Annotated in this window: 23 protein-coding genes and 1 pseudogene; 10 read left to right on the top strand and 14 right to left on the bottom strand. The window is 61.1% G+C overall.

Translation table 11 applies throughout. The annotated features are described in order from the left end of the window. Positions 1 to 299: 299 nt before the first annotated feature. Positions 300 to 1,868 (top strand): TerC family protein, encoded by a 1,569-nt coding sequence (locus tag JFT66_RS27875; protein WP_034119951.1) that lies wholly within the window; start codon positions 300 to 302, stop codon positions 1,866 to 1,868. A gap of 25 nt (positions 1,869 to 1,893) precedes the next feature. On the opposite strand, the pseudogene JFT66_RS27870 reads toward JFT66_RS27875, so the two are convergent. After that, positions 1,894 to 2,178, bottom strand: a pseudogene (locus JFT66_RS27870) (thioredoxin family protein); the annotation flags it as partial. A 350-nt stretch (positions 2,179 to 2,528) separates the two neighbouring features. On the opposite strand from JFT66_RS27870, the gene JFT66_RS27865 reads away from it, so the two are divergent. From JFT66_RS27865 to JFT66_RS27830, 8 genes are all read left to right on the top strand, one after another. Then, positions 2,529 to 3,377 carry a transporter substrate-binding domain-containing protein gene (locus JFT66_RS27865; RefSeq protein WP_034119949.1) on the top strand — a complete coding sequence of 283 codons (849 nt, stop codon included), beginning with the start codon at positions 2,529 to 2,531 and terminating at the stop codon, positions 3,375 to 3,377. Positions 3,378 to 3,429: 52 nt separating this feature from the next. Further along, a complete protein-coding gene (locus JFT66_RS27860; protein ID WP_017737242.1) occupies positions 3,430 to 4,092 on the top strand; it encodes an amino acid ABC transporter permease in 663 nt (220 codons plus the stop codon). An 11-nt stretch (positions 4,093 to 4,103) separates the two neighbouring features. Beyond that, on the top strand, positions 4,104 to 4,766 hold the full coding sequence (locus JFT66_RS27855) for an amino acid ABC transporter permease (RefSeq protein WP_153871789.1): 663 nt from the start codon (positions 4,104 to 4,106) through the stop codon (positions 4,764 to 4,766). Continuing rightward, positions 4,763 to 5,545 (top strand): amino acid ABC transporter ATP-binding protein, encoded by a 783-nt coding sequence (locus JFT66_RS27850; protein ID WP_153839533.1) that lies wholly within the window; start codon positions 4,763 to 4,765, stop codon positions 5,543 to 5,545. The genes JFT66_RS27855 and JFT66_RS27850 overlap by 4 nt, the downstream gene beginning before the upstream one ends. 15 nt (positions 5,546 to 5,560) lie before the next feature. Beyond that, complete coding sequence (locus JFT66_RS27845) at positions 5,561 to 5,950, top strand: RidA family protein (protein ID WP_034119946.1); 390 nt, start codon at positions 5,561 to 5,563, stop codon at positions 5,948 to 5,950. Between the two features lie 169 nt (positions 5,951 to 6,119). After that, the gene (locus JFT66_RS27840) at positions 6,120 to 6,884 is read left to right on the top strand and encodes an IclR family transcriptional regulator (RefSeq protein WP_034119945.1); all 765 of its coding nucleotides are present in this window, start codon (positions 6,120 to 6,122) and stop codon (positions 6,882 to 6,884) included. A gap of 9 nt (positions 6,885 to 6,893) precedes the next feature. Beyond that, entirely contained in the window at positions 6,894 to 8,102 is a 1,209-nt protein-coding gene (locus JFT66_RS27835) for an amino acid deaminase (RefSeq protein ID WP_153839534.1), read from the top strand. A 108-nt stretch (positions 8,103 to 8,210) separates the two neighbouring features. Next, positions 8,211 to 9,116 carry a sugar kinase gene (locus JFT66_RS27830; protein ID WP_198860524.1) on the top strand — a complete coding sequence of 302 codons (906 nt, stop codon included), beginning with the start codon at positions 8,211 to 8,213 and terminating at the stop codon, positions 9,114 to 9,116. A gap of 121 nt (positions 9,117 to 9,237) precedes the next feature. Here JFT66_RS27830 and JFT66_RS27825 read toward each other — a convergent pair whose 3' ends face one another. The 12 genes from JFT66_RS27825 to JFT66_RS27770 all read right to left on the bottom strand — a co-directional run bounded on the left by JFT66_RS27825 (position 9,238) and on the right by JFT66_RS27770 (position 24,709). Next, a complete protein-coding gene (locus JFT66_RS27825; RefSeq protein ID WP_003174397.1) occupies positions 9,238 to 9,513 on the bottom strand; it encodes a peptidylprolyl isomerase in 276 nt (91 codons plus the stop codon). Between the two features lie 43 nt (positions 9,514 to 9,556). Further along, the gene (locus JFT66_RS27820) at positions 9,557 to 12,094 is read right to left on the bottom strand and encodes a PAS domain-containing hybrid sensor histidine kinase/response regulator (RefSeq protein WP_034119942.1); all 2,538 of its coding nucleotides are present in this window, start codon (positions 12,092 to 12,094) and stop codon (positions 9,557 to 9,559) included. 139 nt (positions 12,095 to 12,233) lie between these two features. Beyond that, complete coding sequence (locus JFT66_RS27815; RefSeq protein WP_198860523.1) at positions 12,234 to 14,189, bottom strand: acetoacetate--CoA ligase; 1,956 nt, start codon at positions 14,187 to 14,189, stop codon at positions 12,234 to 12,236. Positions 14,190 to 14,289: 100 nt separating this feature from the next. Beyond that, entirely contained in the window at positions 14,290 to 15,063 is a 774-nt protein-coding gene (locus JFT66_RS27810; RefSeq protein ID WP_198860522.1) for a 3-hydroxybutyrate dehydrogenase, read from the bottom strand. A 7-nt stretch (positions 15,064 to 15,070) separates the two neighbouring features. Next, complete coding sequence (locus tag JFT66_RS27805) at positions 15,071 to 16,462, bottom strand: GntP family permease (protein ID WP_034119939.1); 1,392 nt, start codon at positions 16,460 to 16,462, stop codon at positions 15,071 to 15,073. Between the two features lie 281 nt (positions 16,463 to 16,743). Continuing rightward, the gene (locus JFT66_RS27800; RefSeq protein WP_198860521.1) at positions 16,744 to 18,147 is read right to left on the bottom strand and encodes a sigma-54 interaction domain-containing protein; all 1,404 of its coding nucleotides are present in this window, start codon (positions 18,145 to 18,147) and stop codon (positions 16,744 to 16,746) included. Positions 18,148 to 18,169: 22 nt separating this feature from the next. Then, positions 18,170 to 19,741, bottom strand: a complete 1,572-nt coding sequence (locus tag JFT66_RS27795; protein WP_198860520.1) for an ABC transporter ATP-binding protein — start codon at positions 19,739 to 19,741, stop codon at positions 18,170 to 18,172. Between the two features lie 10 nt (positions 19,742 to 19,751). Continuing rightward, on the bottom strand, positions 19,752 to 20,774 hold the full coding sequence (locus tag JFT66_RS27790; protein WP_034119933.1) for an ABC transporter permease: 1,023 nt from the start codon (positions 20,772 to 20,774) through the stop codon (positions 19,752 to 19,754). Further along, positions 20,774 to 21,835 (bottom strand): microcin C ABC transporter permease YejB, encoded by a 1,062-nt coding sequence (locus tag JFT66_RS27785; RefSeq protein ID WP_153871796.1) that lies wholly within the window; start codon positions 21,833 to 21,835, stop codon positions 20,774 to 20,776. Before JFT66_RS27785 ends, JFT66_RS27790 begins: the two co-directional genes overlap by 1 nt. Beyond that, positions 21,835 to 23,694, bottom strand: coding sequence for an extracellular solute-binding protein (locus tag JFT66_RS27780; RefSeq protein WP_198860519.1), 1,860 nt, complete (start codon positions 23,692 to 23,694; stop codon positions 21,835 to 21,837). The genes JFT66_RS27785 and JFT66_RS27780 overlap by 1 nt, the downstream gene beginning before the upstream one ends. Positions 23,695 to 23,824: 130 nt before the next feature. Further along, positions 23,825 to 24,106 carry a peptidylprolyl isomerase gene (locus JFT66_RS27775; protein ID WP_010210937.1) on the bottom strand — a complete coding sequence of 94 codons (282 nt, stop codon included), beginning with the start codon at positions 24,104 to 24,106 and terminating at the stop codon, positions 23,825 to 23,827. Between the two features lie 108 nt (positions 24,107 to 24,214). Then, positions 24,215 to 24,709 (bottom strand): DUF1543 domain-containing protein, encoded by a 495-nt coding sequence (locus tag JFT66_RS27770; protein WP_153871798.1) that lies wholly within the window; start codon positions 24,707 to 24,709, stop codon positions 24,215 to 24,217. Positions 24,710 to 24,815: 106 nt separating this feature from the next. Between JFT66_RS27770 and JFT66_RS27765 the strand changes: the two genes are divergently transcribed. Then, a complete protein-coding gene (locus JFT66_RS27765; RefSeq protein WP_034119927.1) occupies positions 24,816 to 25,637 on the top strand; it encodes an aldo/keto reductase in 822 nt (273 codons plus the stop codon). A gap of 46 nt (positions 25,638 to 25,683) precedes the next feature. On the opposite strand, the gene JFT66_RS27760 is transcribed toward JFT66_RS27765, so the two are convergent. Then, positions 25,684 to 26,199: an Hcp family type VI secretion system effector gene (locus JFT66_RS27760; protein ID WP_034119926.1), complete on the bottom strand. Its 516-nt coding sequence runs from the start codon at positions 26,197 to 26,199 to the stop codon at positions 25,684 to 25,686. Positions 26,200 to 26,391 lie beyond the last annotated feature (192 nt).

Here is a 26,391-nt window from a genome sequence, read left to right as displayed (position 1 = left end):
AATGTGGGAGGGGGCAAGCCCCCTCCCACATTGGTTTTGCATAAGTCTGGGAGACAGGTTTTGTAATAATTTTGCTATGTGAGCAATTTGTATATTAACTGTACGCTTCAAGCCCTTTTGTTATTTCAGGACCTGCATGAACACCCTCTCGGAGCCTCCCAGTCGTCTTTCCCCAAGACGCTTGCTGTCGTTGTTCCCACTGAAGCACCCCGTATTTCGCCTGCTAACCTTGTCCCGGTCCACTGACCGCGCATTGCCGTGTCCGGCATTCTGAAAACTTGAATACAGAGACTTTATAAATGGAATGGTTAGCGGATCCAACGGCCTGGCTCGGCCTGTTGACCTTGATTGTGCTGGAACTGGTGCTGGGTATCGACAACCTGGTGTTTATTGCGATCCTGGCGGACAAGTTGCCGCCGGAGCAGCGTGACCGTGCGCGGTTGATCGGTTTGTCCCTGGCGTTGCTGATGCGCCTGGGCCTGTTGGCGAGTATCTCCTGGTTGGTGACCCTCACTCAGCCGCTGTTCGAGGTGTTCGACAAGAGCTTCTCCGGCCGTGACCTGATCATGCTGTTTGGTGGTGTCTTCCTGTTGTTCAAGGCCACCATGGAATTGCATGAGCGCCTCGAAGGCCATGTGGCCCAGCGCTCGGGCAATGTGGCCTATGCGATGTTCTGGCCGATCGTGGCGCAGATCGTGGTACTCGACGCGGTGTTCTCCCTCGACGCGGTGATTACCGCTGTGGGCATGGTGGACGAGCTGGCGGTGATGATGATCGCGGTGATCGTATCCATCGGCCTGATGATCGTGGCGAGCAAGCCGCTGACCCGCTTCGTCAACGCGCACCCCACAGTGATCATGCTGTGCCTGGGCTTCCTGATGATGATTGGTTTCGCCCTGACCGCCGAAGGCTTGGGCTTCCATATTCCGAAAGGCTACCTGTACGCGGCCATTGGTTTCTCGATTTTGATCGAGGTGTTCAACCAGATCGCCCGGGCCCGGCGCAAGAAGTCGGCACAAGGTGTGCTGCCGGTGCGTGAGCGAACCGCCCACGCGGTGATGCTCTTGTTGGGCGGCCGCAGCCTGGCGGTGGAGGAGGTGGGTGAAGACGTTGCCGATCTGCTGGGTGAGCCAGATGCTGCGCAGGGTCCGCTGTTTGACCGACGTGAGCGGGTGATGATCAGCGGTGTGTTGCAACTGGCCGAGCGGCCGATTCGCACCCTGATGACCCCGCGGGCCAAAGTTGACTGCATCGACCTGGCAGACGATCCCGACACCATCCGCCTGAAATTGATGCACTCGTCTTACTCACGCCTGCCGTTGATCCGCAACGGCGCGGTGGATGAGCCCTTGGGCTTCGTGCACAAGAAGGAACTGCTCAAGGAGTACCTGGCCGGCAACGAGCCGAACCTGGAACACCTGGCGCGCCGGGCGATCAACCTGTTGGAAAGCTTTTCGATCCTCAATGCCCTGGAGCAGATGCGCCAGGAATCCACCCACATCGCCTTCGTGATCAACGAATTCGGGGATTTCATGGGCGTGTTGAGCATGACCGATATTCTTGAATCCATCGCCGGTGAATTGCCCGACGCCAGTGAAATCGAAGGGCCGGATATTGTCGAGGAGGGCGATGGCTTCCGTGCCAATGGTGCCCTGAACCTCAACCTGGTGCGTCAGCGCACGGGCTTCAAGGCTGCGGCGACCGAGGATTATCAAACCTTGGCGGGTTTGGTGATGAGCCTGCTCGACCGTCTGCCAGTGGTGGGCGATAGCCTGGAACATGAAGGCTGGCGCCTGACCGTGGCGGAAGTGGAGGAACGTCGGGTGACGCAGGTGCATTTGCGCCCTTGCGTGGGTCATAACGGCTGAAGATGCCCTGCACAAACTGCTCCTGTTCTTCCGGGGGGCCGAAGCCTTTGAATTTTTCTACCAAGGCGCCATTCAGGTAGATCAGCAGCGTCGGGGTACCTGTCACGTCAGGGTGCCTCGGCGTGTGCGCGCAATCGAGCACCAGGCTCACGACCCTGGGATGCTTCCAGGCGTGCAGTTCGAATAAGGGGCCTGCGTCCGCGCAAGCGGGGCAGTGCTCTGATACAAACAGAAGGAACACCGGGCGTGGTGTGTTCAGTACCCGTTCGAACGCCTTGGCGTTGGAAATTCTGCTCGTGGCAATTCCCATGGTGATCTCCCTTCAGGCCGCGTTGGTTTTTGCCAACGCTAAGCCGGTGGCTCACCGCCGTCTACTGTCAACCTTCACAGGTCGGCCTCGGTCGCTGCATTCAGCGTGCAGTCAGTCCAAGGCGGTCAGTATGGGGGCGCAGTAACACCGTTGTGGGGCGTCGCGTAGCAAATCCAGTGCGCTGATGTACGGCACCGTTTATCTCTCCAATATCTATCTAGCTGATCCATAACGGATTTCTCTCCAGCATATTTTTCCGCAAGCACCTGTGGCACACTTTCTGCTGTCTATTCCGTTGTTACATACTACGTTCCGGTATAGCGGAATACACAACTCCTGGAGTGCTTGTCATGCATCACCGACCTTCCGTGTTCAAAGCGTGTGTTTTTCTCTTCGCCGCATCGGCTTGCCTCGCCAGTGTTGTGCAGGCGGCGGACAGCAAGCTCGATAATGTGCTCAAACGTGGGCATCTCATCGTAGGTACAGGCAGTACCAATGCGCCGTGGCACTTCCAGGGAGCGGATGGCAAGTTGCAGGGGTTTGATATCGACATCGGTCGCATCGTGGCCAAGGGTTTGTTCAACGACCCGAGCAAGGTTGAATTTGTGGTGCAGTCTTCCGATGCACGTATTCCCAACCTGCTCACCGACAAGGTCGACATGAGTTGCCAGTTCATCACCGTCACCGCCAGCCGTGCGCAGCAGGTGGCCTTTACCCTGCCGTATTACCGCGAAGGCGTTGGCCTGCTGCTGCCGAACAACAGCCAGTACAAGGAAATCGAAGACCTGCAAGCGGCGGGCGATAACGTCACCGTGGCCGTGCTGCAAAACGTGTATGCCGAAGAACTGGTGCACCAGGCGCTGCCCAAGGCCAAGGTCGACCAGTACGACAGCGTCGACCTCATGTACCAGGCCGTGAACTCCGGTCGCGCCGATGCCGCTGCCACCGACCAGTCTTCGGTCAAATACCTGATGGTGCAGAACCCCGGCCGCTATCGCAGCCCGACCTACGCCTGGAGCCCGCAAACCTATGCGTGCGCGGTCAAGCGCGGCGACCAGGACTGGCTGAACTTCGTCAACACCGCGCTGCACGAAGCCATGACCGGTGTGGAGTTCCCCACCTACAAAGCCTCGTTCAAGCAGTGGTTCGGCGTGGATCTGCCAGAGCCTGCAATTGGTTTTCCCGTGGAATTCAAGTGATCCGGACCCACCGGGGCGTGCCTGAACACGCCCCACTCAGGTACTGCTGACCATGAACTATCAGTTGAACTTTGCCGCCGTCTGGCGTGATTTCGACACCTTACTGGCGGGGCTCGGCCTGGGCCTGCAGTTGGCCTTGCTGTCGATCGCCATCGGCTGCGTGATCGGCCTGCTGATGGCATTTGCCATGCTGTCCAGGCACCGCGCATTGCGCATCTTTGCCTCGGTGTACGTGACGGTGGTGCGTAATACGCCGATCCTGGTGTTGATCCTGTTGATCTACTTCGCCTTGCCGTCGCTGGGGATTCGCCTGGACAAGATCCCTTCGTTCATCATCACCCTGTCGCTGTATGCCGGGGCCTACCTGACCGAAGTGTTCCGCGCCGGGCTGTTGAATATTCCCAAGGGCTTGCGTGAAGCCGGGTTGGCCATCGGCCTTGGCGAGTGGCGGATCCGCGCCTATATCACCGTGCCGGTGATGCTGCGCAATGTGCTGCCGGCGCTGTCGAACAACTTTATCTCGCTGTTCAAGGACACCTCCCTGGCCGCTGCGATTGCGGTGCCGGAGCTGACCTATTACGCCCGCAAGATCAACGTCGAAAGCTACCGGGTGATTGAAACCTGGCTGGTCACGACCGCGCTCTACGTGGCCGCCTGTTACCTCATTGCCATGCTGCTGCGTTACCTGGAGCAGCGTCTGGCGATCCGTCGTTAAGGAGGGTTTCCATGTACGAATCCCCCAGTTGGCTGCATGAGTTGTGGGTCGCCCGCGATACGCTCTGGGCCGGCTTCCAGGCCAGCGTGTACGTGTCGGCCCTGGCGATCATCTTCGGTACCCTGATCGGCATCGTCGCCGGGTTGATCCTGACCTACGGCAAGTTCTGGATGCGTGCGCCGTTCCGTCTGTATGTTGACCTGATCCGTGGCACGCCGGTGTTTGTGCTGGTGTTGGCGTGTTTCTACATGCTGCCGGCCCTGGGCTGGCAAATCAGTGCGTTCCAGGCCGGTGCGGTCGGGCTGACCTTGTTCTGTGGCTCCCACGTTTCGGAAATCGTGCGCGGCGCGCTGCAGGCCATTCCCCGTGGGCAACTGGAAGCGGGCAAGGCGATTGGCCTGACGTTCTACCAGTCGCTGGGCTATGTGCTGTTGCCCCAGGCCCTGCGGCAGATCCTGCCGACCTGGGTCAATTCATCCACGGAAATCGTCAAGGCCTCGACCTTGCTGTCGGTGATCGGCGTGGCTGAATTGCTGCTGAGCACCCAGCAGGTGATTGCACGCACCTTCATGACCCTGGAGTTCTACCTGTTCGCCGGTTTTCTGTTCTTCGTCATCAACTACGCCATCGAATTATTCGGGCGCTACATTGAAAAGCGGGTGGCCTTGCCATGAACCAAGCTCAAACCAACCCAGCGCTGCTGGACATTCGTGGCCTGCGTAAACAATACGGTGAGGTGGAAGTGCTCAAGGGCGTCGACCTGTCCATGCAGCGCGGCAATGTGGTGACGTTGATCGGCTCCAGCGGCTCGGGCAAGACCACCTTGTTGCGCTGCGTGAACTTGCTGGAAGAGTTCCAGGGCGGGCAGATCACTCTCGATGGCGAATCCATCGGCTACAGCGAGGTCGGCGGCAAGCGCGTGCGCCATCCGGAGCGGGTGATTGCCCGGCATCGCGCAATGACCGGCATGGCATTCCAGCAATTCAACCTGTTCCCGCATTTGACCGCGCTGCAAAACGTCACCCTCGGCTTGCTCAAGGTCAAGAAGATGGGCAAGGATGAGGCGGTGGCGCTGGCCGAAAAATGGCTGGACCGCGTCGGCTTATTGGAGCGCCGCAACCACTTCCCGGGCCAATTGTCCGGTGGCCAGCAACAGCGCGTGGCGATTGCCCGCGCTATTGCCATGAACCCCAGCCTGATGCTGTTCGACGAAGTCACCTCGGCCCTGGATCCAGAACTGGTGGGCGAAGTGCTCAGCGTGATCAAGGGGCTGGCGGAAGAGGGCATGACCATGTTGCTGGTCACCCACGAAATGCGCTTTGCCTATGAAGTCTCAGACCAGATCGTCTTCATGAACCAGGGGCGCATTGAAGAGCAGGGCACCGCCAAAGACATCTTCGAGCGGCCGCAGTCGCCGCGCCTGGCGGAATTTCTCAAGAACATTCGTTTTTAACAAGGAGCAACTTTTATGAGCATTACTCGTTACGGTACCGGCAGCACCGCAGGTGGCGGCCAGCCACGTCCTTTCGCCCGTGCGGTGGAAGCCGATGGCTGGCTGTATGTGTCAGGCCAGGTGCCGGCGGTGGACGGCGAAATCATCAGTGGCGGCATCATCGAGCAAACCCGGCAGACTATGCGTAACGTGGTGGCGATCCTCGAAGAAGCCGGTTACGAACTCAAGGATGTGGTGCGCGTTGGCGTGTGGCTCGAAGACCCACGGGACTTCTGGAGTTTCAACAAGGTCTTCGGCGAATACTTCACCCCCGAACACGCCCCGGCGCGCGCCTGTGTGCAGGCCAATATGATGGTCGATTGCAAGGTCGAGATCGATTGCGTGGCCTACAAGAAAAAGGGCTGAATGCCCCCACCTTTAAGCCCACAGCAGACCCAGTGTGGGAGCGGGCTTGCTCGCGAATGCGGTGGGTCAGTCACAGATGCATTCACTGACCCACCGTATTCGCGAGCAAGCCCGCTCCCACAGGGGTTCACTGTGCAGCATTACCACTATGACCGGACCGACGATTGCCATGACCGAAGACACCATCAAGCGCCGCGCCAAAGGCCTGGACCGTGCGTTCGATATCCTCGATTTTCTCAAGGAAATCGGCCAGCCCCTGCGCCCCAATGATATTGCCAGCGGCATTGGCAGCCCCAAATCCACGGTCTATGAACTGGTCGCATCCTTGCTGGAGCGGCGCATCCTGGAAACCGTGGGCAAGGACGGTCACGTGTATCTGGGCCGCCAGCTGTATTTCCTGGGTCAGGCACACCTGCGCCACTTCGACCTGACCCGCGAGGCCGACCATGCCTTGCAGGACATCGTCAGCCAAACCCACGAAACCGCGCAGATGTGCCTGCTCAATGGGCGCAAATACACGGTAGCGCTGATGCGCGAAGGCCAGCGGCATTTCCGTATTTCTTCGGATATCGGTGAAAACGCGCCGATCCCTTGGACCGCTTCCGGGCGCCTGCTGCTGGGGCACTTGAGCGACCAACAGATCGTCGACTTGATCGACCCCGACGATTTCATTCTGCCGGACGGCCAGCGCCTGGCGTTGCACAGCTTCCTGGCTCAGATCCGGCAAGCCACCCTCGATGGGTTCTTTTCCTTCGACAGTGTGGCCGACACCTTTACCCATTGCTTTGCCGCCCCGGTGCGGGACGCCCAGGGCGTCAGCATCGCGACTTTATGCATTGTCGCCCCCCGGGCCGATGCCAGCAAAAACTACCACGACTATCGCCGGGTGCTGATCAACAGTGCCAACAGCCTGGCCCGGCGTATCAACGAATAGGAGTTTTCCATGTCTGCCCTCAATGCCGTTGAAAAAGGCGCCGCCGCCGTCGGTGCCCATCTGGTTCGCGACGTCAGCCTGCCGGCCCTGGTGCTGCACCGCGACGCCCTGGAACATAACATCCGCTGGATGCAGGACTTTGTCAGCAACAGCGGCGCTGAGCTGGCACCCCACGGCAAGACCAGCATGATGCCCGCGCTGTTCCAGCGCCAGATCGCTGCCGGCGCCTGGGGCATCACCCTGGCCAGCGCCGTGCAGACCCGCGCCGCCTACGCCGGTGGCGTGCGGCGTGTGCTGATGGCCAACCAATTAGTGGGCGCGCCGAACATGGCGTTGATCGCCGACCTGCTGGCCGATAAGGATTTTGACTTCCACTGCATGGTCGACCACCCGGACAACGTCGCTGACCTGGGGCTGTTTTTCGCCGCCCGTGGCCTGCGCCTGAACGTGATGATCGAGTACGGCGTGGTCGGTGGCCGGTGCGGCTGCCGCAGCGAGCAGGAGGTGCGCGAGCTGGCCAAGGCGATCAAGGCCCAGCCTGCACTGGCCCTGACCGGTATCGAGGGCTACGAAGGGGTGATCCACGGCGAGCACGCGATCAGCGGCATTCGTGATTTCGCCGCCAGCCTGGTGCGACTGGCGGTGGACCTGCAAGACAACGATTTTTTTGATCTGCCAAAACCTATCATCACCGCGTCGGGCTCGGCCTGGTATGACTTGATCGCTGAGTCGTTTGAGGCGCAGAACGCCGCCGGCCGTTTCCTCAGTGTGTTGCGCCCAGGCAGCTACGTGGCCCACGACCATGGCATCTACAAAGAAGCGCAATGCTGCGTGCTCGAGCGCCGCAGCGACCTCAACGAGGGCCTGCGCCCGGCGCTGGAAGTCTGGGCGCACGTGCAGTCGCTGCCGGAGCCAGGCTTTGCGGTGGTTGCTATGGGCAAGCGCGATGTGGCCTACGACGCCGGCTTGCCAGTGCCGCTCAAGCGCTACAAGGCCGGGATTGTGCCGGTGCAGGGTGATGATGTGAGTGCGTGCAAGGTCACGGCCGTGATGGATCAGCATGCGTTCATGAGCGTGGCGCCGGGTGTTGAATTGCGCATTGGCGACATCATTTCGTTCGGCACGTCCCACCCATGTCTGACCTTCGACAAATGGCAGGTGGGCTGCCTGGTGGACGAGCAGTTGCAGGTGGTCGAGTCTCTGCATACCTGCTTCTAGACCGCGTCGCTCCTATCGGGGGCAAGCCCCTCTCACAGGAGAATGTATTCCAAATGTGGGAGGGGGCTTGCCCCCGATGAGGCCATCAGCCCCACCGAGACAGCAGCCATGACGACCCAACCCCGCATCGCCCTCATCGGCGAATGCATGATCGAACTGCAACACCGCGCCGACGGCAGCCTGCACCAGAGCTTCGGCGGCGACACCCTGAACGCGGCGGTGTACCTGCGCCGTGAGCTGGGGGATTTGGGCAGCGTCGACTACGTCACCGCCCTGGGCGATGACAGCTTCAGCGACGCCATGTGTGCCCAGTGGCAAGCCGAGGGCCTTGGCCTGGGCAGGGTCCAGCGTCTGCCCGGACGCTTGCCAGGCTTGTACTGCATCCAGACCGACGCCAATGGCGAACGTAAATTTCTGTATTGGCGCAATGAAGCAGCCGTGCGCGATTGCTTCACCACCGCGGCGGCCGAACCGATCCTGGCGGCGTTACCAGGTTATGACGTGGTGTATTTCAGCGGCATCACCCTGGCGGTGCTGGGCGTGGTCGGGCGCGAGCGCTTGCTGCAAACCCTGGTCGAAACAAGGCGCCGCGGTGGCAAGGTGGTGTTCGACAACAACTACCGGCCACGGCTGTGGGCCGATGTGGCAACGGCCCGTGAAGCTTATCGCAGGGTATTGGCTGAAGTGGATATCGCCTTGCTCACCGAGGATGACGAGCGCGGGTTGTTTGGTTATGAAGACAGCGAGCAGGTGTTTGCCGCCTATCCATCGATTGCCGAGGTGGTGCTCAAGCGTGGGGCGGATGCGTGTCTGATTCGTTGTGCGGGGGAACGCTTTGCGGTGCCAGCATTGAAGGTGGAGAAGGTAGTGGATACGACGGCGGCGGGGGATTCGTTCAGTGCGGCGTATCTGGCCAGTCGGCTCAATGGTGGATCGCCAGCAGAGGCTGCCTTGGCGGGGCATCGGTTGGCGAGCCGGGTGATTCAGGTGCCGGGAGCTCTAATACCTAGGTGAATGGCCGCCTGCGGCGGATCGGGAGCAAGCCCCCTCTCACAGTTGACCCTATTCCAACTGAAGGAATGCAGTCTAGTGTGGGAGGGGGCTTGCTCCCGATGGCGGTGTACAGCCAAGCCCATCAGTCCCGGTAAAACACCTGCACCAAATGATAACCAAACTTGCTCTTGATCGGCCCGTGCACCACCTTCACCGGCTTCTTGAAGATCACCGCATCAATCGCCCCCACCATCTGCCCGGGCCGCACTTCACCCAGGTCACCGCCACGCTTGCCCGATGGGCAGGTGGAATACTTCTTGGCCAGCACGTCAAAGGCTTCGCCCTTGGCAATGCGCTGCTTGAGTTGTTCGGCTTCTTCGCTGGTTTTCACCAGGATATGACGGGCTTGGGCTTTCATTGATCTCTACCAGGTGTGCGACGGCGCGCGATTATGCCTGAACTCATGCGTCGACGCCGATCATGCTGCGGATTTTGGTGGCCAGCAGATCGATGGAAAACGGCTTGGCCACCATGTCCATGCCGTCCTCCAGGAAGCCTTGGCGCTCGGCGGCTTTTTCGGCGTAACCGGTCATGAACAACACCCGCAGGCCGGGGCGATGCTGGCGGGCGATTTCTGCCAGTTGCCGGCCATTCATACCCGGCAGGCCGACGTCGGTCACCAACAAGTCCACGCGCAGATCCGATTCCAGTAACGGCAGCGCGGCACGGGCATCCGCCGCCTGGTGGGCGGTATAGCCCAGTTCATCAAGGACGTTGACCACCAGCATGCGCACCGCCGGGTCGTCTTCGACCACCACCACCGCTTCACCGGCCAGGGCCAACGGCGCTTCGGTCAGGCTGGCGGGCAGGTTGCTTTCCAGTGCGGTGCCATGCAGGCGCGGCAGGTACAGGCGCACACTGGTGCCCTGGCCCGGTTCGCTCTGGATCGTCACATGCCCACCGGACTGCTGAGCAAAGCCGTAGATCATCGACAAACCAAGGCCGGTACCTTGGCCGATGGGCTTGGTGGTGAAGAACGGGTCGAAAGCCTTGGCGAGGATTTTCGGCGCCATGCCGCTGCCGTTGTCACTCACGCCGAGCATCACGTAGTCGCCGGCCTTGACCGGCTCCAGGGTGGTGATGTCGGTGCCGTCCAGGTAGCTGTTGGCGGTTTCGATCAACAGCTCGCCGCCGTCGGGCATCGCATCGCGGGCGTTGATCACCAGATTGAGCAGGGCGTTTTCCAATTGGCTGGCGTCGGTGTTCACCGGCCAGATGTCCTTGCCCAGTTGCACCTTGAGCGTGATATGCGCGCCCTTGGTACGCCGGAACAGGTCTTCCAGGGACGCCACCAGTTGGTTGGGGTCGGTGGGGCGCCGGTCCAGCGACTGGCGCCGCGAAAACGCCAGCAGCCGATGGGTGAGGGCGGCCGCGCGGTGGGCGGAGGACACGGCGGCATCGGCAAAGCGGCCGATTTCGTCGCTGCGCCCGGCGGCAATATAGCGCTGCATCAGGTCCAGGCTGCCGATGATGCCGGTGAGCATATTGTTGAAGTCGTGGGCGATACCGCCGGTCAACTGGCCCACCGCTTCCATCTTCTGTGCATGGCGCAGGGCGTCTTCGGCACGCTCGCGTTCGAACATCTCGTTTTGCAAGCGCTGGTTGGCCTCGGCCAGCGCCTGGGTGCGCTGGGCCACGCGTTCTTCAAGGTTTTCGTTGAGATGGCGCAGAGCTTCTTCGGTGAGTTTGCGTTCGGTCTCGTCGATCACAAAGATATAAAAACCATTCACCGAGCCATCATTGCTGAAGCGCGGCAGGTACTTCATCAGCGCATGGCGCGGGCGGCCATCGCGATGGGGCGTGACGGTCATGAAACTGCATGCCTTGCCGTTGAGCGCGGCGCTGATCTTGTCTGCGCGTCCGGCATAGATCTCATCGCCGAGCACTTCGCGGATGGTCTTGCCGTACAGCTCCTGAGGCGTCTTGCCATACCAGTCGAGGTAGGCGCTGTTGTTGAGGCGAAAGCGCTGTTGGTGATCGACATAGCCGATCAGCACCGGCATGGCGTTGATGATCAGTTGCAGCTCGGTCTGGCTCTGGCGCAGGGCCTGTTCGGTGTGTTTGCGCTCGGTGAGGTCCAGCGCGGCACCGAGGAAACGTGCAGGCCGGCCCTGTGGGTCCTTGTAGCAACGGCCACGGGCGAATACCCAGCGCACCTGGCCGTCGGCTTGCAGCAGACGGTACTCCTCGGCGTATTCGGTACCGAAGGTGATGCAATGCTTGATGCTGCGCGCCACCATGCCGCGGTCTTCGGGGTGCACGCCTTGCAGGTAGGCGCTGATGGGCAGCAGGCCGGCGTCATTCGGGTCGACGCCGTGCAGGTAGGCGAAATGCGCATCGGCAATGAAGCGGTCTTCACCGATGTCCCAGTCCCAGGTGCCTACGGCATCGGTGGCCGCCAGTGCCAGTTGCAGGCGCTGCTCGGTGTTGTGCTGGGCCTTGAGGCTCTCTTCGGAACGCTGCTGCAGTTCGAGGGTTTTGCTGCGCCGTTCATTGGTTTCGATGGCTGTGACCAGGATGCCGGCCACCAAGGCGCTTTCATCGCGCACCGGGCTGTAGGTCAGGTCGAGCCAGATTTCGGTGTCGCGACCCTGGCGTTGCACCACAAAGCGCTGCTCGCTGAAGGTGCGCACCTGGCCGCCAAGGACAGCGTCGTAGATCGGCGCCGCGAAGCTTTCCAGCTCCGGCCAGGTGTGGTGCGCCGGCTGGCCAAGGGCGACGGGGTGCTTGTTGCCCACCAGTCGGGCAAAGCCATCGTTGTAGAGTTGAGTGAGTTGCGGCCCCCACAGCAACACCATCGGCATCGGCGAATGTACGACGATATCGACGGCTGTGCGCAGGCTTTGCGGCCAATCACTGGCCTCACCGAGGGGGCTTTGCGCCCAGTCCAGCCGCTTGATCAGTGCAGCGGCTTCGCTACCGGTGGATGTACCATTCATGAAAAAGCCCTGAGTTTGACGCTTTGAAAAATGACAACACCCATTGTCCCAAGGGACAACAATGGATGACTACCCCCGAAAAATAGCATGCATTGAGGTTTTTTCTTCAAAACGCCGCGTCAGCGCTGAAACCTTTCATCTAATAATCCAATTCAGCTCGATTGCGAAATTGCTCCAGTGCCTGGGGGTTGGCCAGGGCATCGGTGTTCTTTACCGGCTCGCCATGCACCACGTTGCGCACCGCCAATTCAACGATCTTGCCGCTGATGGTGCGGGGGATATCCGTGACAGCGAGGATCTTGGCCGGCACGTGGCGCGGTGTGGTATTGGCACGGATCACCTGGCGGATCTGCTGTTGCAGCGCCTCATCCAGTTCGATCCCGTCATCAAGACGCACAAACAGCACCACGCGCACATCGTCCTGCCAGCGCTGGCCGATGGCGAGGCTTTCCAGTACCTGCGGGAATTTTTCCACCTGGCGATAGATCTCAGCGGTGCCGATGCGCACGCCGCCGGGGTTGAGCACCGCGTCGGAGCGCCCATGAATCAACAGGCTGCCATTGGCCCTTTGCTCGGCATAGTCTCCTTGTGCCCATACGCCGGGGAACTGGCTGAAATAGGAGGCGCGCATCTGGGTCTGTTGAGGGTCGTTCCACAGCCCGATGGGCATGGCAGGGAAGTGCCGGGTACACACCAGTTCGCCTTTTTCCCCGACCAGCGGGCGGCCCTGGTCGTCCCAGACTTCGATGGCCATTGCCAGGCTCTTGCACTGCATCTCACCGCGCCGCACCGGCAGCACCGGGTTGCCGATCACAAAGCAGGAGACGATATCGGTGCCGCCAGACATCGATGACAGGCACAGCTCGCCCTTGATCTCGCGGTACACATAGTCATAGCTCTGGGGTGACAGCGGCGAGCCGGTGGAGATCAGGCCCTTGAGGCTGCCCAGGTCGTGGCTCAGGCGTGGTTGCAGCCCGGCTTTCTCCAGGGTGGCGAGGAATTTGGGGCTGGTGCCGAACACGCTGATTTTTTCCGCATCGATCAGGTCGATCAAACGTTCGGGGCCAGGATGAAACGGTGAGCCGTCATACAGCACCGCCGTGGCGCCGAGCGCCAGCACCGACACCAGCCAGTTCCACATCATCCAGCCGCAGGTGGTGTAGTAGAACAGGCAATCCTCGCGGCCGAGGTCGGCATGCAGGCCGTGTTCCTTGAGGTGGGTGAGCAGCACGCCGCCAGTGCCGTGGATGATGCACTTGGGTACGCCGGTGGTGCCGCTGGAATAGAGGATGTACAGCGGATGATCGAACGGCACCGCAACAAATTCAGGCTCGCCGCCGGCGAGGTAGAAGTCGTCCCACAGCGCGATCCGGGCTTTGGTGGTGTAGTCCCCAACCTGCGCCTCGGGCCGGGCGTAGGGCACGATGATCAGTTGTTGCAGGGACGGCAGGCGTTCGAGGATTTCATTGAGCTTGGCGCTCTGGTCGATGCTTTTGCCCGCATAGCGGTAACCGGCGCAGGTGATCAGCACCTTGGGTTCGATCTGGCCGAAACGGTCGATTACGCCCTGGGTGCCGAAGTCCGGCGAGGAACACGACCAGATTGCGCCGAGGCTGGTGGTGGCGAGCATGCCGACCAGGGTTTGCCAGGTGTTGGGCATGCACGCGGCGACGCGGTCCCCAATGCCGACACCCGCTGCGCGCAGACTCTGTTGCAGGCCGGCGACGTGGGCGGCCAGCTCGGCGTAGGTCAGTTGTTCGCGCTGGCCATCTTCGCTGATCGCCACCACGGCCGGGTGATCATCGCGGCGACGCAACAGGTGTTCGGCAAAGTTCAGGGTGGCGCCGGGAAACCACTGGGCACTGGGCATTTCGGTGCCTTCGATCAGGGCCGCCGTGGGCGGGCTGCGAAACTGTACGTCGAAGAACGCAATAATCGCCTGCCAGAAGTCCGGGCGCTGGTCGATGCTCCACTGGTGCAGGGCGGGGTAGTCGCTGAGCTGCAGGCTGTGGCGAGCATTGATGAAACGTCGGAACTGGTCCATGCGTGTGTTGGCGATGCGTTCGGGGGAGGGTTGCCAGAGGATGTCGGACATTGCGAAATCTCTTGTTCTTGTATCGGTCTTCCAAACAACAGCGTTCCAATGTGGGAGGGAGCAAGCCCCCTCCCACATTAGAACTCCAGTGTTTGGCTTCTTATTGGGCCAACCAACCACCATCGATATTCCACGCCGCACCACGCACCTGGGCGCCGGCCTCACTGCACAAAAACAGCACCAGCTCACCCAACTGTGACGGCGTCACAAACTCCAGTGACGGCTGTTTCTCCGCCAGCAAATCCTGTTGCGCCTGCTGCGGGTCGACCCTAGCAGCAACGCGATCATCGATCTGCTTCTGCACCAATGGCGTCAGCACCCAGCCCGGGCAGATGGCGTTGCAGGTCACGTTGCTGGTGGCGGTTTCCAGGCCCACTACTTTGGTCAGGCCGATCACCCCATGCTTGGCCGCCACATACGCGGCTTTGCCGACTGAACCGACCTGGCCATGCACCGAGGCGATATTGACGATACGCCCCCAGCCCTTGGCCTTCATGCCCGGCAAGCTCAGGCGTGTGCTGTGGAACACCGAGGACAGGTTGATAGCGATGATCGAATCCCAGCGTTCCACCGGGAAATCCTCCACCGCGGCCACATGCTGGATGCCGGCGTTGTTGACCAGAATGTCCACGCCACCGAATTCGCGCTCGGCGTAGGCGAGCATGTCGGCGATCTGCGCCGGGTCGCTGACGTCTGCCGGGTGGTGCCCGACCTTGCCGCCAAATGCCTGCACCTGGGCGATCACCGCGCTGGCGTCGCCAAAGCCGTTGAGGATCAGGTTGGCGCCGGCCTTGGCCAGGCTCAGCGCTATACCCAGGCCGATGCCGCTGGTGGAGCCGGTGACCAGGGCGGTCTTGCCATTCAAAGTCGTCATGAAAACCTCACACAATGCCGGTGGCGTAGAAAGTACCGATCACCACGAACACCGCGAGGGTCTTGATGATCGTGATGCCGAAAATGTCCTTGTAGGCTTCGCGGTGGGTCAGCCCGGTGACCGCCAGCAGCGTGATCACCGCGCCGTTGTGGGGCAGGGTGTCCATGCCGCCGCTGGCCATGGCCGCGACTCGGTGCAGCACTTCAAGGGGGATATTGGCCGCGTGGGCCGCTGAAATAAAGCTTTCGGACATCGCCGCCAGGGCGATGCTCATGCCGCCGGAGGCCGAACCTGTGATACCGGCGAGCAGGGTCACGGTAATCGCTTCGTTGACCAGCGGGTTGGGGATGCCCTTGAGCCAGTCCGCCAGCACCAGAAAGCCCGGCAACGAGGCTATCACCGCGCCAAAGCCGTATTCCGATGCGGTGTTCATGGCCGCGAGCAATGCACCGCTCACCGCGCTTTTACTGCCTTCGGCCAGCTTGCTTTTGATCGCCGAGAAGCCGAACACCAACACCACGATAATCCCCACCAGCAGCGCCGCCTGCACCGCCCAGATCGCGGTGAGCTTGGCGATTTCGGTGGTCACTGGCGCGCTCATGCCTGGCAGGCTGAGGCTGTGGGTCTTGCCGTACCACTGCGGGATCCAGTGCGTGAACAGCAGGTTCATCACCCCCACCAGGATCAGCGGCGACAGCGCGACCCAAGGGTTGGGCAAGGTCAGGTTCTCGGCGGTTTCCGGCTCATTGCGCAGCTCGGTGCCATAGCCTTCACCGGCACGCTGGGCCTTGTTGCGCTGGCGCGCCAGGTAGAGCATGCCGGCGCAGAATACGAAGATCGTACCGATCAGCCCCAGCCACGGTGCGGCCCAGGCGGTGGTGTTGAAGAAGGTGCTGGGGATGATGTTCTGGATCTGCGGGGTGCCGGGCAGGGCGTCCATGGTGAACGAAAACGCACCGAGGGCGATGGTGGCCGGGATCAGGCGCTTGGGGATATTGCTCTGGCGGAACATCTCCGCCGCGAACGGGTATACCGCAAACACCACGACGAACAGGGATACGCCGCCGTAGGTGAGCAGGGCGCAGACCAACACGATGACCAGCATCGCCTGGCGGGTGCCGAGCAAGCGGATCGCAGCCGCCACAATGGAGCGCGAAAAGCCCGACAGCTCAATGAGCTTGCCGAACACCGCACCGAGCAGGAACACCGGGAAATACAGCTTGATAAAGCCGACCATTTTTTCCATGAACACCCCGGTAAAGGCAGGGGCGACGGCGGAGGGGTCGGTGAGCAGCACCGCGCCGAGGGCGGCAATGGGGGCAAACAGGATAACGCTGTAGCCACGGTACGCAGCCAGCATCAGCAGCGCGAGCGCGGCCAGGGCAATGATCACACTCATGGTGTGTCTCCATCGGATTGTTATTTTTGTGGGGTGAAGCGGTGGGAAGGGCTATAGCCAGATGTGTGCCATGTTTTTAACTGATTGAAAAACAACAATATTTTCAGGAGTTTCAACAGCGCTTTGAAATATTATCTCTACTTTGAGACAAACAAATACCAAATGTGGGAGGGGGCTTGCTCCCGATAGCAGTGGGTCAGGTACAGATGCTCAGCCTGGCACTCTGCTATCGGGAGCAAGCCCCTCCCACATTGGATTGTCTTTATATTGAGAGTTAAGTCTTAATTTTGAGATTGGGTGAGGCCCAACGTTACCATCTTCTTGTACAACGTCGACCGCCCCAGCCCCAATCGCCTGGCCGCTTCCACCACATTCCCCGCGCACGCCTGCAACGCCGCGCCAATCACCTGCCGATCAAACCGCTCCCGCGCCGCCGCGAACGTTTCACCCTCGACCGCCGCCACCGCGCCTCGTTGCACCGGACTGAAAGTGCCAATCGCCGCGCGGATCTCATTGGCATTCAACACCAGGTCATCACTCAACAACGCCGCCCGCTCCAGCACATTGCGCAACTCGCGGATATTCCCCGGCCACGCATGCTGGGCCAACAACGCCAGGGCATCGCGGTCGAGTTCATGCTGGCTGCGCAGCTCTTCGAGAATCGCCTCGCTCAACGCCGGAATATCTTCCAGGCGCTCGCGCAACGGTGGCACCTGAATCGGCAGCACATTCAGCCGGTAATACAAATCCGCACGAAACTCGCCACGCTTGATCGCCGCTTCCAGGTCCATGGAGGTGGCTGCAATCACCCGCACATCGCTGTGCAGCATCTCGTTGGAACCCACTGGTTCGAATTCCTTTTCCTGCAACACCCGCAGCAGTTTGCTTTGCAGCGGCAGCGGCATGTCGCCGATTTCGTCGAGAAACAGCGTGCCGCCCTGGGCAATCTGGAACTTGCCGGGGCGGCCCTTGCGGTCGGCGCCGGTAAACGCGCCGGGTGCGGTGCCGAAGAACTCGGCTTCGAGCAGGTCATGGGGAATCGCCGCGCTGTTGATGCTCACGAAGGCTTTGTGCGCCCGCGGTGACGCGCCGTGGATGGCCTGGGCGAGCAGTTCCTTGCCGGTGCCGGTTTCTCCCAGCAGCAACACCGGCGACTCGGCGCTCGCACTGCGCCGCGCCCGGCGCTTCACCTCAAGGCTGGCGGCGCTGGTGCCGATAAAGTGCGCGAAGTTGTATTTGCTTTGCCGCGAACGCAGCAGCGAGCGCGTCGAGGCGAGCTCTTGCTGCATGCTCAGGTAACGCTCGATCAGCGGCGACAGGTTGCGCAGCTCATCGAACAACGCAAACCCAATCGCGCCGATGACCGCCCCGGCATCGTCGTGGATCGGCAGGCGCATCACCACCAGCGGGCCTTTGGGGGTGTCCTGGATATCCAGCAGGATCGGCTGGTCGTTGCGCACCACCTGGCGCAGCAGGCTGTTGGAGATCACCTGCTCGCAGGGCTGGCCGATGGCTTCATCGGCACGCTTGAGACCGAAGCGCTTGGCGTAACGCTCGTTCATCCAGACGATATTCGCGTCGCGGTCGACAATGACCGTGCCTTCGCTGGACTGCTCGATGATCTCGAACAACGACTGGATGGCCAGGCCGCGAACGCGTGGGTAGTCCTTGAGGCTCGTGCTCATGGAGGCAGAATCCTGTTAATGATCACAAGGGAATATGCGCCGCTGCCAGCAGTTCCTTGGTGTAGGGGTGCTGTGGTGCCTCGAAAACGTCATGGCTGGCGCCGCGCTCCACCACCTTGCCATCCTTGACCACGATCATGTCATGGGCCATGGCGCGGACCACCGCCAGGTCATGGCTGATAAACAGGTAGGTCAGGGCATATTTGTCCTGCAGTTCACGCAGCAGCGCCACCACTTGTTTCTGCACCGTACGGTCCAGGGCTGAGGTGGGCTCGTCGAGCAACATCAGCGCCGGCTTGAGCACCAGCGCGCGGGCGATGGCGATACGTTGGCGCTGGCCGCCGGAAAATTCATGGGGGTAGCGATGCCGGCTGGCGGGGTCGAGGCCCACGTCCTTGAGCACCTGGATCACTTGCGCATCGCGCTCGGCCAGGCTGCAGGGCGCGTGCACCTCCAGGCCCTCGCTGATGATTTGCTGCACCGACATGCGCGGGCTGAGGCTGCCATAGGGGTCTTGGAACACCACCTGCATCTGCTTGCGCCATGGGCGCATCTGCTTTGGATTCAGCGGGTCGAGCGCCTCACCCTGGAAACGGATGCTGCCGGTGGAGTCGAGCAAGCGCAGGATCGCCTGGCCCAGGGTGGACTTGCCCGAGCCGGACTCGCCGACAATCCCCAAGGTCTTGCCGCGCTGCACACTGAGGCTGATGCCATCGACAGCATGCAGATAAGTCTTGCGCCGAAACAACCCGCCACTGAGGGGAAACTTCACGCTGAGGTCATCCACCTGCAACACCGTCTCGCGCTCATCACCGCACAGCGCATCGCCCGTGGGCTCGGCGTCCAGTAGCAGGCGGCTGTAAGGGTGCTGCGGGGCTGTAAACAGGGTCTGGCAGTCGGCCTGCTCGACGATTTCCCCGGCACGCATCACGCATACCCGCTGGGCAATGCTGCGCACCAGGTTGAGGTCATGACTGATCAGCAACAGCGACATGCCCAGGCGTTGCTGCAAGGACTTGAGCAGCAGCAGGATCTTGCGCTGCACGGTCACGTCCAGCGCTGTGGTGGGTTCGTCGGCAATCAACAGTTCCGGCTCGCAGGCCAGAGCCATGGCGATCATCACCCGCTGGCGCTGGCCACCGGAGAGTTGGTGCGGATAGGCCTTGAGCCGCTCCTGGGGTTTCTGGATGCCCACCAGCTCGAGCAATTCCAGGATGCGCGCCTGCGCCGCCTTGCCACCCAGGCCCTTGTGCAGCAGCAGCGTTTCGCCGATCTGTTTTTCAATGCTGTGCAACGGGTTCAGGGAAGTCATCGGCTCCTGGAAGATCATCGCGATGCGATTGCCGCGCAACTTTTGCAGAGTGGCCGGTGCTGCGCCAAGCAACTGCTGGCCGCGATACGTGATGGAACCGGTGGTTTCAGTACCGGCTTCGGGCAGCAGTTGCAGGATCGAATGAGCCGTCACCGACTTGCCCGAGCCCGACTCACCCACCAGCGCCAGGCACTCGCCGGGGCGCACGTCCAGGCTCAGGTTGCGCACCACGGTCTGGCCGCTGAACGCGACGCTCAGGTCGCGGATTTCGATCAGGTTCATAGGCAATTACTCATGAGCGAGGGTCGAAGGCGTCACGCAACGCCTCGCCGATAAACACCAGCAACGACAAAATCAGCGCCAAGGTGAAAAACGCGGTCAGGCCCAGCCAGGGCGCTTGCAGGTTCTGCTTGCCCTGGCCGATCAACTCGCCCAGGGATGCACTGCCGGCAGGCATGCCGAAACCGAGGAAGTCCAGGGCGCTCAAGGTGGAAATCGCCCCGGTCAAAATGAACGGCAAATAGCTCAGGGTCGCGGTCATGGCGTTGGGCAGGATATGCCGGCGAATGATCTTGCCGTCGCCCAAACCCAGAGCGCGTGCGGCCTTGACGTATTCCAGGTTGCGCCCACGCAGGAACTCGGCGCGCACCACGTCCACCAGGGCCAGCCAGGAAAACAGCGCCATGATCCCCAGCAACCACCAGAAATTCGGCTCGACAAACCCCGACAGAATAATCAGCAGGTACAGCACCGGCAGCCCGGACCACACCTCCAGAATGCGCTGCCCGAGCAAATCCACCCAGCCGCCGTAGTAACCCTGCAACGCCCCGGCGGCGATGCCGATGGCGGCGCTGATGGCGGTCAAGGCCAGGGCAAACAGGATCGACACCCGTGCGCCGAAGATCACTCGCGCCAACACATCGCGGGACTGGTCATCGGTGCCCAGCCAGTTCACCGCCGACGGCGGGCTCGGGGCCGGGCGGGTCAGCTCGTAGTTGGGGGTGTCGTCGCTGAACGGAATCGGTGGGAACAGCATCCAGCCGCCATCCTGCTTGATCAGCTTTTGCACGTAGTCACTGCGGTAGTCGGCCTGGAATGGCAACTGCCCGCCGAACTGCTGTTCGGTGTAGCGCTTGAACACCGGGAAATACAGCTCGTTCTTGAAGCTGAGCACCAGGGGTTTGTCATTGGCGATCAACTCGCCGCCCAGGGTCAGGATGAACAGGCCGATAAACAACCACAGCGACCACCAGCCGCGACGGTTTTTCTTGAACCGTTCGAAACGCCGGCGGGCCACGGGAGACAGGTTAAGCATCAGGCGTTCCTCGCGGCGAAGTCGATACGCGGGTCCACCAGGGTGTAGCAGAGGTCACCGATGAGTTTTATCAAGAGGCCGAACAACGTGAAGATAAACAGCGAACCGAACACCACTGGGTAGTCGCGGGATACGGCTGCCTCGTAGCTCATGCGCCCCAGGCCATCGAGGGAGAAAATCACCTCGATCAGCAGCGAGCCGGCAAAGAACACGCTGATAAATGCCTGGGGAATGCCTGAGATCACCAGCAACATGGCGTTGCGGAACACGTGCCCGTAGAGCACCCGGCGTTCACTCAAGCCCTTGGCGCGGGCGGTGACCACGTACTGGCGGGTGATTTCATTGAGGAATGAATTTTTGGTGAGGATAGTCAAGGTAGCGAAGCCGCCGATTACCAACGCCGTCACCGGCAGTACCAGGTGCCAGAAGTAGTCGGCGATCTTGCCCACGGTGCTCAGTTCGGCAAAGTTTTCCGAGACCAGCCCGCGTACCGGGAACCAGTTCAGCGAGGTGCCACCGGCGAACACCACGATCAGGAACATCGCAAACAGAAACGCCGGCATCGCATAACCGATCACGATGGCCGTGCTGCTCCACATATCAAAGCTGCTGCCATGGCGCACGGCCTTGCGTATGCCCAAAGGGATCGACACCAGGTAGGTGATCAACGTGGCCCACAGGCCAAGGGAAATCGTGACCGGCATCTTTTCCAGGATCAGCTCGGTCACCGTTGCGCCGCGAAAGAAGCTGTTGCCGAAGTCCAGTTGGGCGTAGTTCTTGAGCATCAGCCACAGGCGTTCCGGTGCGGATTTGTCGAAGCCGTATTGTTTTTCGATGTCCTTGATCAGCTTAGGGTCCAGGCCGCGGCTGGCCCGCGAGCCGCTGCTGATGCCTTCGCCGGAAGAGCCACCGACCGCGCCACCGCCAATACCCTGCAGATGGGCGATGGCCTGTTCCACCGGCCCGCCGGGCGCGGCTTGCACGATCACGAAGTTCACCAACAGGATGATCACCAGCGTCGGGATGATCAGCAGCAGGCGCCGTACGATATAGGCAAACATCAACGGGCTCCTCCGCGTTTTTTCAGCTCGGCCTGCATTTGCTCGTTAGTCAGCGGCGTGGGGCTGACTTCCCACCAGGTTTCCAGGGCTTCGTCGTTCTTCGCCTCGATGGCCGGGCGGCCGAAACGGTTCCACCACGCGGCGGAGGTCCCTGGCGGGTAATAGTTGGGGATCCACAGGTAATTCCATTGCAGCACCCGGTCCAGGGCATGGGCGTAGGTGAGCATCTGCGCCTGGGTGTCGGCCTTGACCAGGCCGTGGATCAGCGTGTCGACGGCCGGATCCTTGAGCACAATGTAGTTGTTGGCGCCCGAATCGGACGCCGCGGCAGAACCGAAGTAGTTGTACAGCTCCATGCCCGGCGAGGTGGTGACCGGGAAACCGGTGACGATCATGTCGTAGTCCCGGGCCATCAGGCGGTTCACGTACTGCGAGGAGTCGATGCGGCGGATATTGAGGGTGATGCCGATCTGCGCCAGGTTGCGCTTGTACGGCAGCAACAGGCGCTCAAGGCCGTTCTGGACATTGAGAAAAGTGAACTCCAGCGGCTCGCCTTGAGCGTTGACGAGTTTGTCGCCAAGCGGTTTCCAGCCGGCGTCTTCCAACAGGGCCAGGGCTTGCAACTGTTTATCGCGGATCATCCCGCTGCCGTCGGTGACCGGAGCCTTGAACACCTGGGTAAACACCTCGTCGGGGATCTGCCCGCGCAACGGTTCGAGGATCGCCAGCTCTTCTTGGGTTGGCAGTTGGCTAGCCGCCAGGGGGCTATTGGAAAAGTAGCTCTGTTGGCGGATATACAGGTTGCGCATCATCTGCCGGTTAGCCCATTCGAAATCCCACAGCATCGCCAGGGCCTGGCGCACACGGCGATCCTTGAAGATCGGTTTCTGCACGTTGAACACATAGCCCTGGGCCGGTTGCGGCATCTCCTTGGCCAGGTGCGCGCGTTGCAGGCGGCCATCGTCCAGCGCCGGGCCGTTGTAGCCGATGGAGTAACCGGTGGCGGAAAACTCACGGTTGAAGTCATAGGCGCCACCGCGCAGTACCTGGCGCGCCACTTCGGTGTCGCCGAAGTATTCCAGGCTCAGGTGATCGAAGTTGTACAGGCCACGGCTGACCGGCAAGTCCTTGCCCCACCAATCGGGGTCGCGGGTAAAGGTGATGGTGCTGCCGGAGTCGATCTTGCTGACCTTGTACGGGCCACTGCCCAGCGGTGCTTCGTAGCCGCCGCCATTGGCAAAGTCGCGGCTCTTCCACCAGTGCTCGGGGAACACCGGCAACGTGGCGATATCCAGGGGCAGGGTACGGTTTTCGTTGCTGGAAAAATCGAAGCGTACCTGGCGTTCGCCTTCGACTTCGACGTGCTTGACGTCGGCAAATAACGTACGAAAACGCAGGCTGCCTTGGGTCATCAGCAGATCAAAGCTGTAGCGTACATCTTCGGCGGTAATGGGGGTGCCGTCGGCGAAACGCGCCTTGGGGTTCAGGTAGAAGCGCAGCGACAGGCCATCGTCAGCGCGTTCCATCTTTTCTGCCACCAGGCCGTAGACGGTGTAGGGCTCATCCAGCGAGCGCAGCGCCAGGGGCGCATAGACCCAACCGTCGACCTGGGACACGCCGATGCCTTTGTCGATATACGGCAGCACATGGTCGAACCGCCCGACCTCCAGCGCCGAGCGCCGCAGGCTGCCGCCCTTGGGGGCGTTGGGGTTGGCATAGTCGAAATGACTGAAACCGGCGGAGTACTTGGCCGGCTCGCCGTAGACCGTCAGGTAGGTTTGCGGGGCGGCGATCACCGCAGTGCTGGCCAACAGCAGGGCCAGGGTAGAAGAGAGCAGAGATGAAAAAGCCAATCGCATTATCAGCCTTGAACGCCGGGTAAAGAAGAATAAGGATTTGTACGCTAACGGCCTGGGCATCGCCAGCCGTCAGATGCACAACGGCCCACCAAAGGGTGGGCCGTTGTTTATAGCATCAGCGCAGATTGAATCAATCCTGGCGGCTGGTGACTTCCAGCAGGTGATAACCGAACTGGGTTTTCACCGGGCCTTGCACGGTGTTGACCGGTGCGCTGAATACCACGGTGTCGAATTCCTTGACCATCTGGCCCGGGCCGAACGAACCCAGGTTGCCGCCGTCGCGGCTGGATGGGCAGGAGGAGTTGGCTTTGGCGATTTCTGCGAAATCAGCGCCGCCTTCAATTTGGGCCTTGAGTTCGTTGCACTTGTCTTCAGTGGAAACGAGGATGTGACGGGCGGTGGCTTTGGCCATGGGAACAATCTCCTAGAGTAAAAAACGGTGAGCGTACCGGATTCAGGCGGTTATTTCTCGGCAAAGTTCCACCGGTTTTCCAGCCCTCACATTTTTCAGCGTGCCGGTTCAAGGCAGCATGAGATAGTCGTTGCGCTGCATTATCGGTCGGTGCGGCCCTTGCACCAGATGGATATAGCGCCCGTCCACCAGATCGATGGGCAGGCAGTCGTCGATATCCAGCACGCCGTCGGTGTGCGCCTGGGACCAATGGCCCAGCATCTGCTGCTTGCCCTTGCTCATGGCGTCCTGCTTGTTGCGGGCGACCACCAGCAGGTAGTGATGGGCCTCGCCAAAGCTATTGGCCTCATAGCCGCCCAAGTTGATGAAGTACAGGCGGGGCGTTTCGGCGGCGGGCGCCAGGTGGCTGAGTTCGACTTTCCAGCCGTCGACGCCATCCACGGCCATCCACGAATCGATATGCACGCCCTTGGGGCTGCCAAACCACGCGTCGCGCAGTTGCGGGTAGCTGGCCTCCAACGTGTCCGCCACCGCGAACGCCACATCGTGTACTTCAATTTTCGCCCGTGGGTGCTTGCCCCCGAGCATGACGACAAACAGCATTACCGGTGATTCCTGGCGACTGGCGAAAGGGCAACCATACTGCGATTGAACCCTTTTGTCCGCTCAATGCCACACTGTTAACCCGCACATTCACCAGGAGGTTGTCATGCGTACCATTGATCTGGCCGGCGTTCCCGTTCCTGTCATCGGCCAGGGGACCTGGCGCATGGGCGAAGACCCGAGCCGGCGGCGCGCCGAAGTCGCTGCGCTGCAACTGGGTATCGACGAGGGCCTGACCCTCATCGATACCGCCGAGATGTACGGCGAAGGCGGTGCCGAAGAGGTGGTCGGCGAGGCCATTCGAGGCAAGCGCGACCAGGTGTTTCTGGTCAGCAAGGTCTACCCCCATAACGCCAGCCACAAGGGCGTGCCCCGCGCCTGCGACGCCAGCCTTCAGCGCCTGGGCACCGATTACATTGATTTGTATCTGTTGCACTGGCGCGGCCAGTACCCACTTGAAGAAACCGTTGAAGCCTTCGAGCGTTTGCGCGAGGCGGGCAAGATTGGCCGGTGGGGTGTTTCAAACTTCGATGTGGCAGACCTGCAGGAACTCGCATCCCCGGCGTGCGCGACCAACCAGGTGCTCTATAACATCGAAGAACGCGGAATTGAATTCGACCTGCTGCCATGGTGGCAACAGCACCATTTGCCACTGATGGCCTATTGTCCTATCGCCCAGGGTGGTGAGCTGCTGTCGAGCCCGACCCTCAAGCAGATTGCCCATCGCCATGACGTGACAACCGCCCAGGTCTCTCTCGCCTGGGTCCTGCGCCAGGAGGGTGTTATCGCTATCCCCAAGGCGGTCACCCCCGAACACATCCGGCTCAATGCCAGGGCCGCAACCCTGGTATTGGATGAGCATGACCTTGATGCGATTGATCGCGTGTTTGGCGCGCCCAAGCGTAAGCATCCGCTGGCGATGGTGTAGCCGGCCAGCAGGAACGGCGCCTTCCGTGGCAGCCGTTCCTGCGAGGTTAGCCGGCTACCGGGCTGCGCCAGTCGTCTGAGCCGGAAGTGCCGGCGACTTCGTGAGTCCAGATGATCTTGCGATAGGTGAAGTGCACATCCTCCAAATGCGTGAAGTGGGCGTTGTCAGGGTCCTGGCAGTTGGGCATGCGTGACTGGATGTCCACGATGGTTGCGCCTTCCAGTTCAATGGTGAAGTAGTGCTCCTGTGTCCCGGCGGAGGAGGTGCGCAGCCACTCCAGGCGGCAGGACACTTCTTCACCTGTGGTCAGGGCGCTGAAGAGCAAGGGTGAGGATTTGTCGAAGACCTTGCTGATCATCAGCGGCTTGTGCACGCGCTGACCGGTCGGCTGGCCCGATTGCGGGTCACGGGGAATGATGACCTGATGGGCAAAGGCCTGCACCAATATCTGGTCCTCATGACCTTCCTGATAAATGTTGCCTACCGAGTCCTGGGTGAATGTACCTGCGGTGATCAAACCTTGTTTTACACCGGTGACGGAGAGGTACGCGGGTGTGGGCATGTTTCTGGTTTCCTTGCCTGATTGAGTAGGGGGTGCCGAGCGGCGAGATAGCCGGGCGAATAGGAGTTAAGGAAACTCTGAAAAAGACTTTCTGATTTGGCAAAATACCGCGACCCCACCCACCGAGTTTCCCGATGAAGCAGATGACCTTCGCCGACGCCGAGTACGCTGGCAAGCGCAAGCAAACCCGCA

It is taken from the genome of Pseudomonas sp. MF6755, assembly GCF_016405635.1.
Lineage (GTDB): Bacteria > Pseudomonadota > Gammaproteobacteria > Pseudomonadales > Pseudomonadaceae > Aquipseudomonas > Aquipseudomonas haemolytica.
Note: the sequence above shows the minus strand (reverse complement) of the source record. Positions and strands in the feature narration are given on the sequence as shown.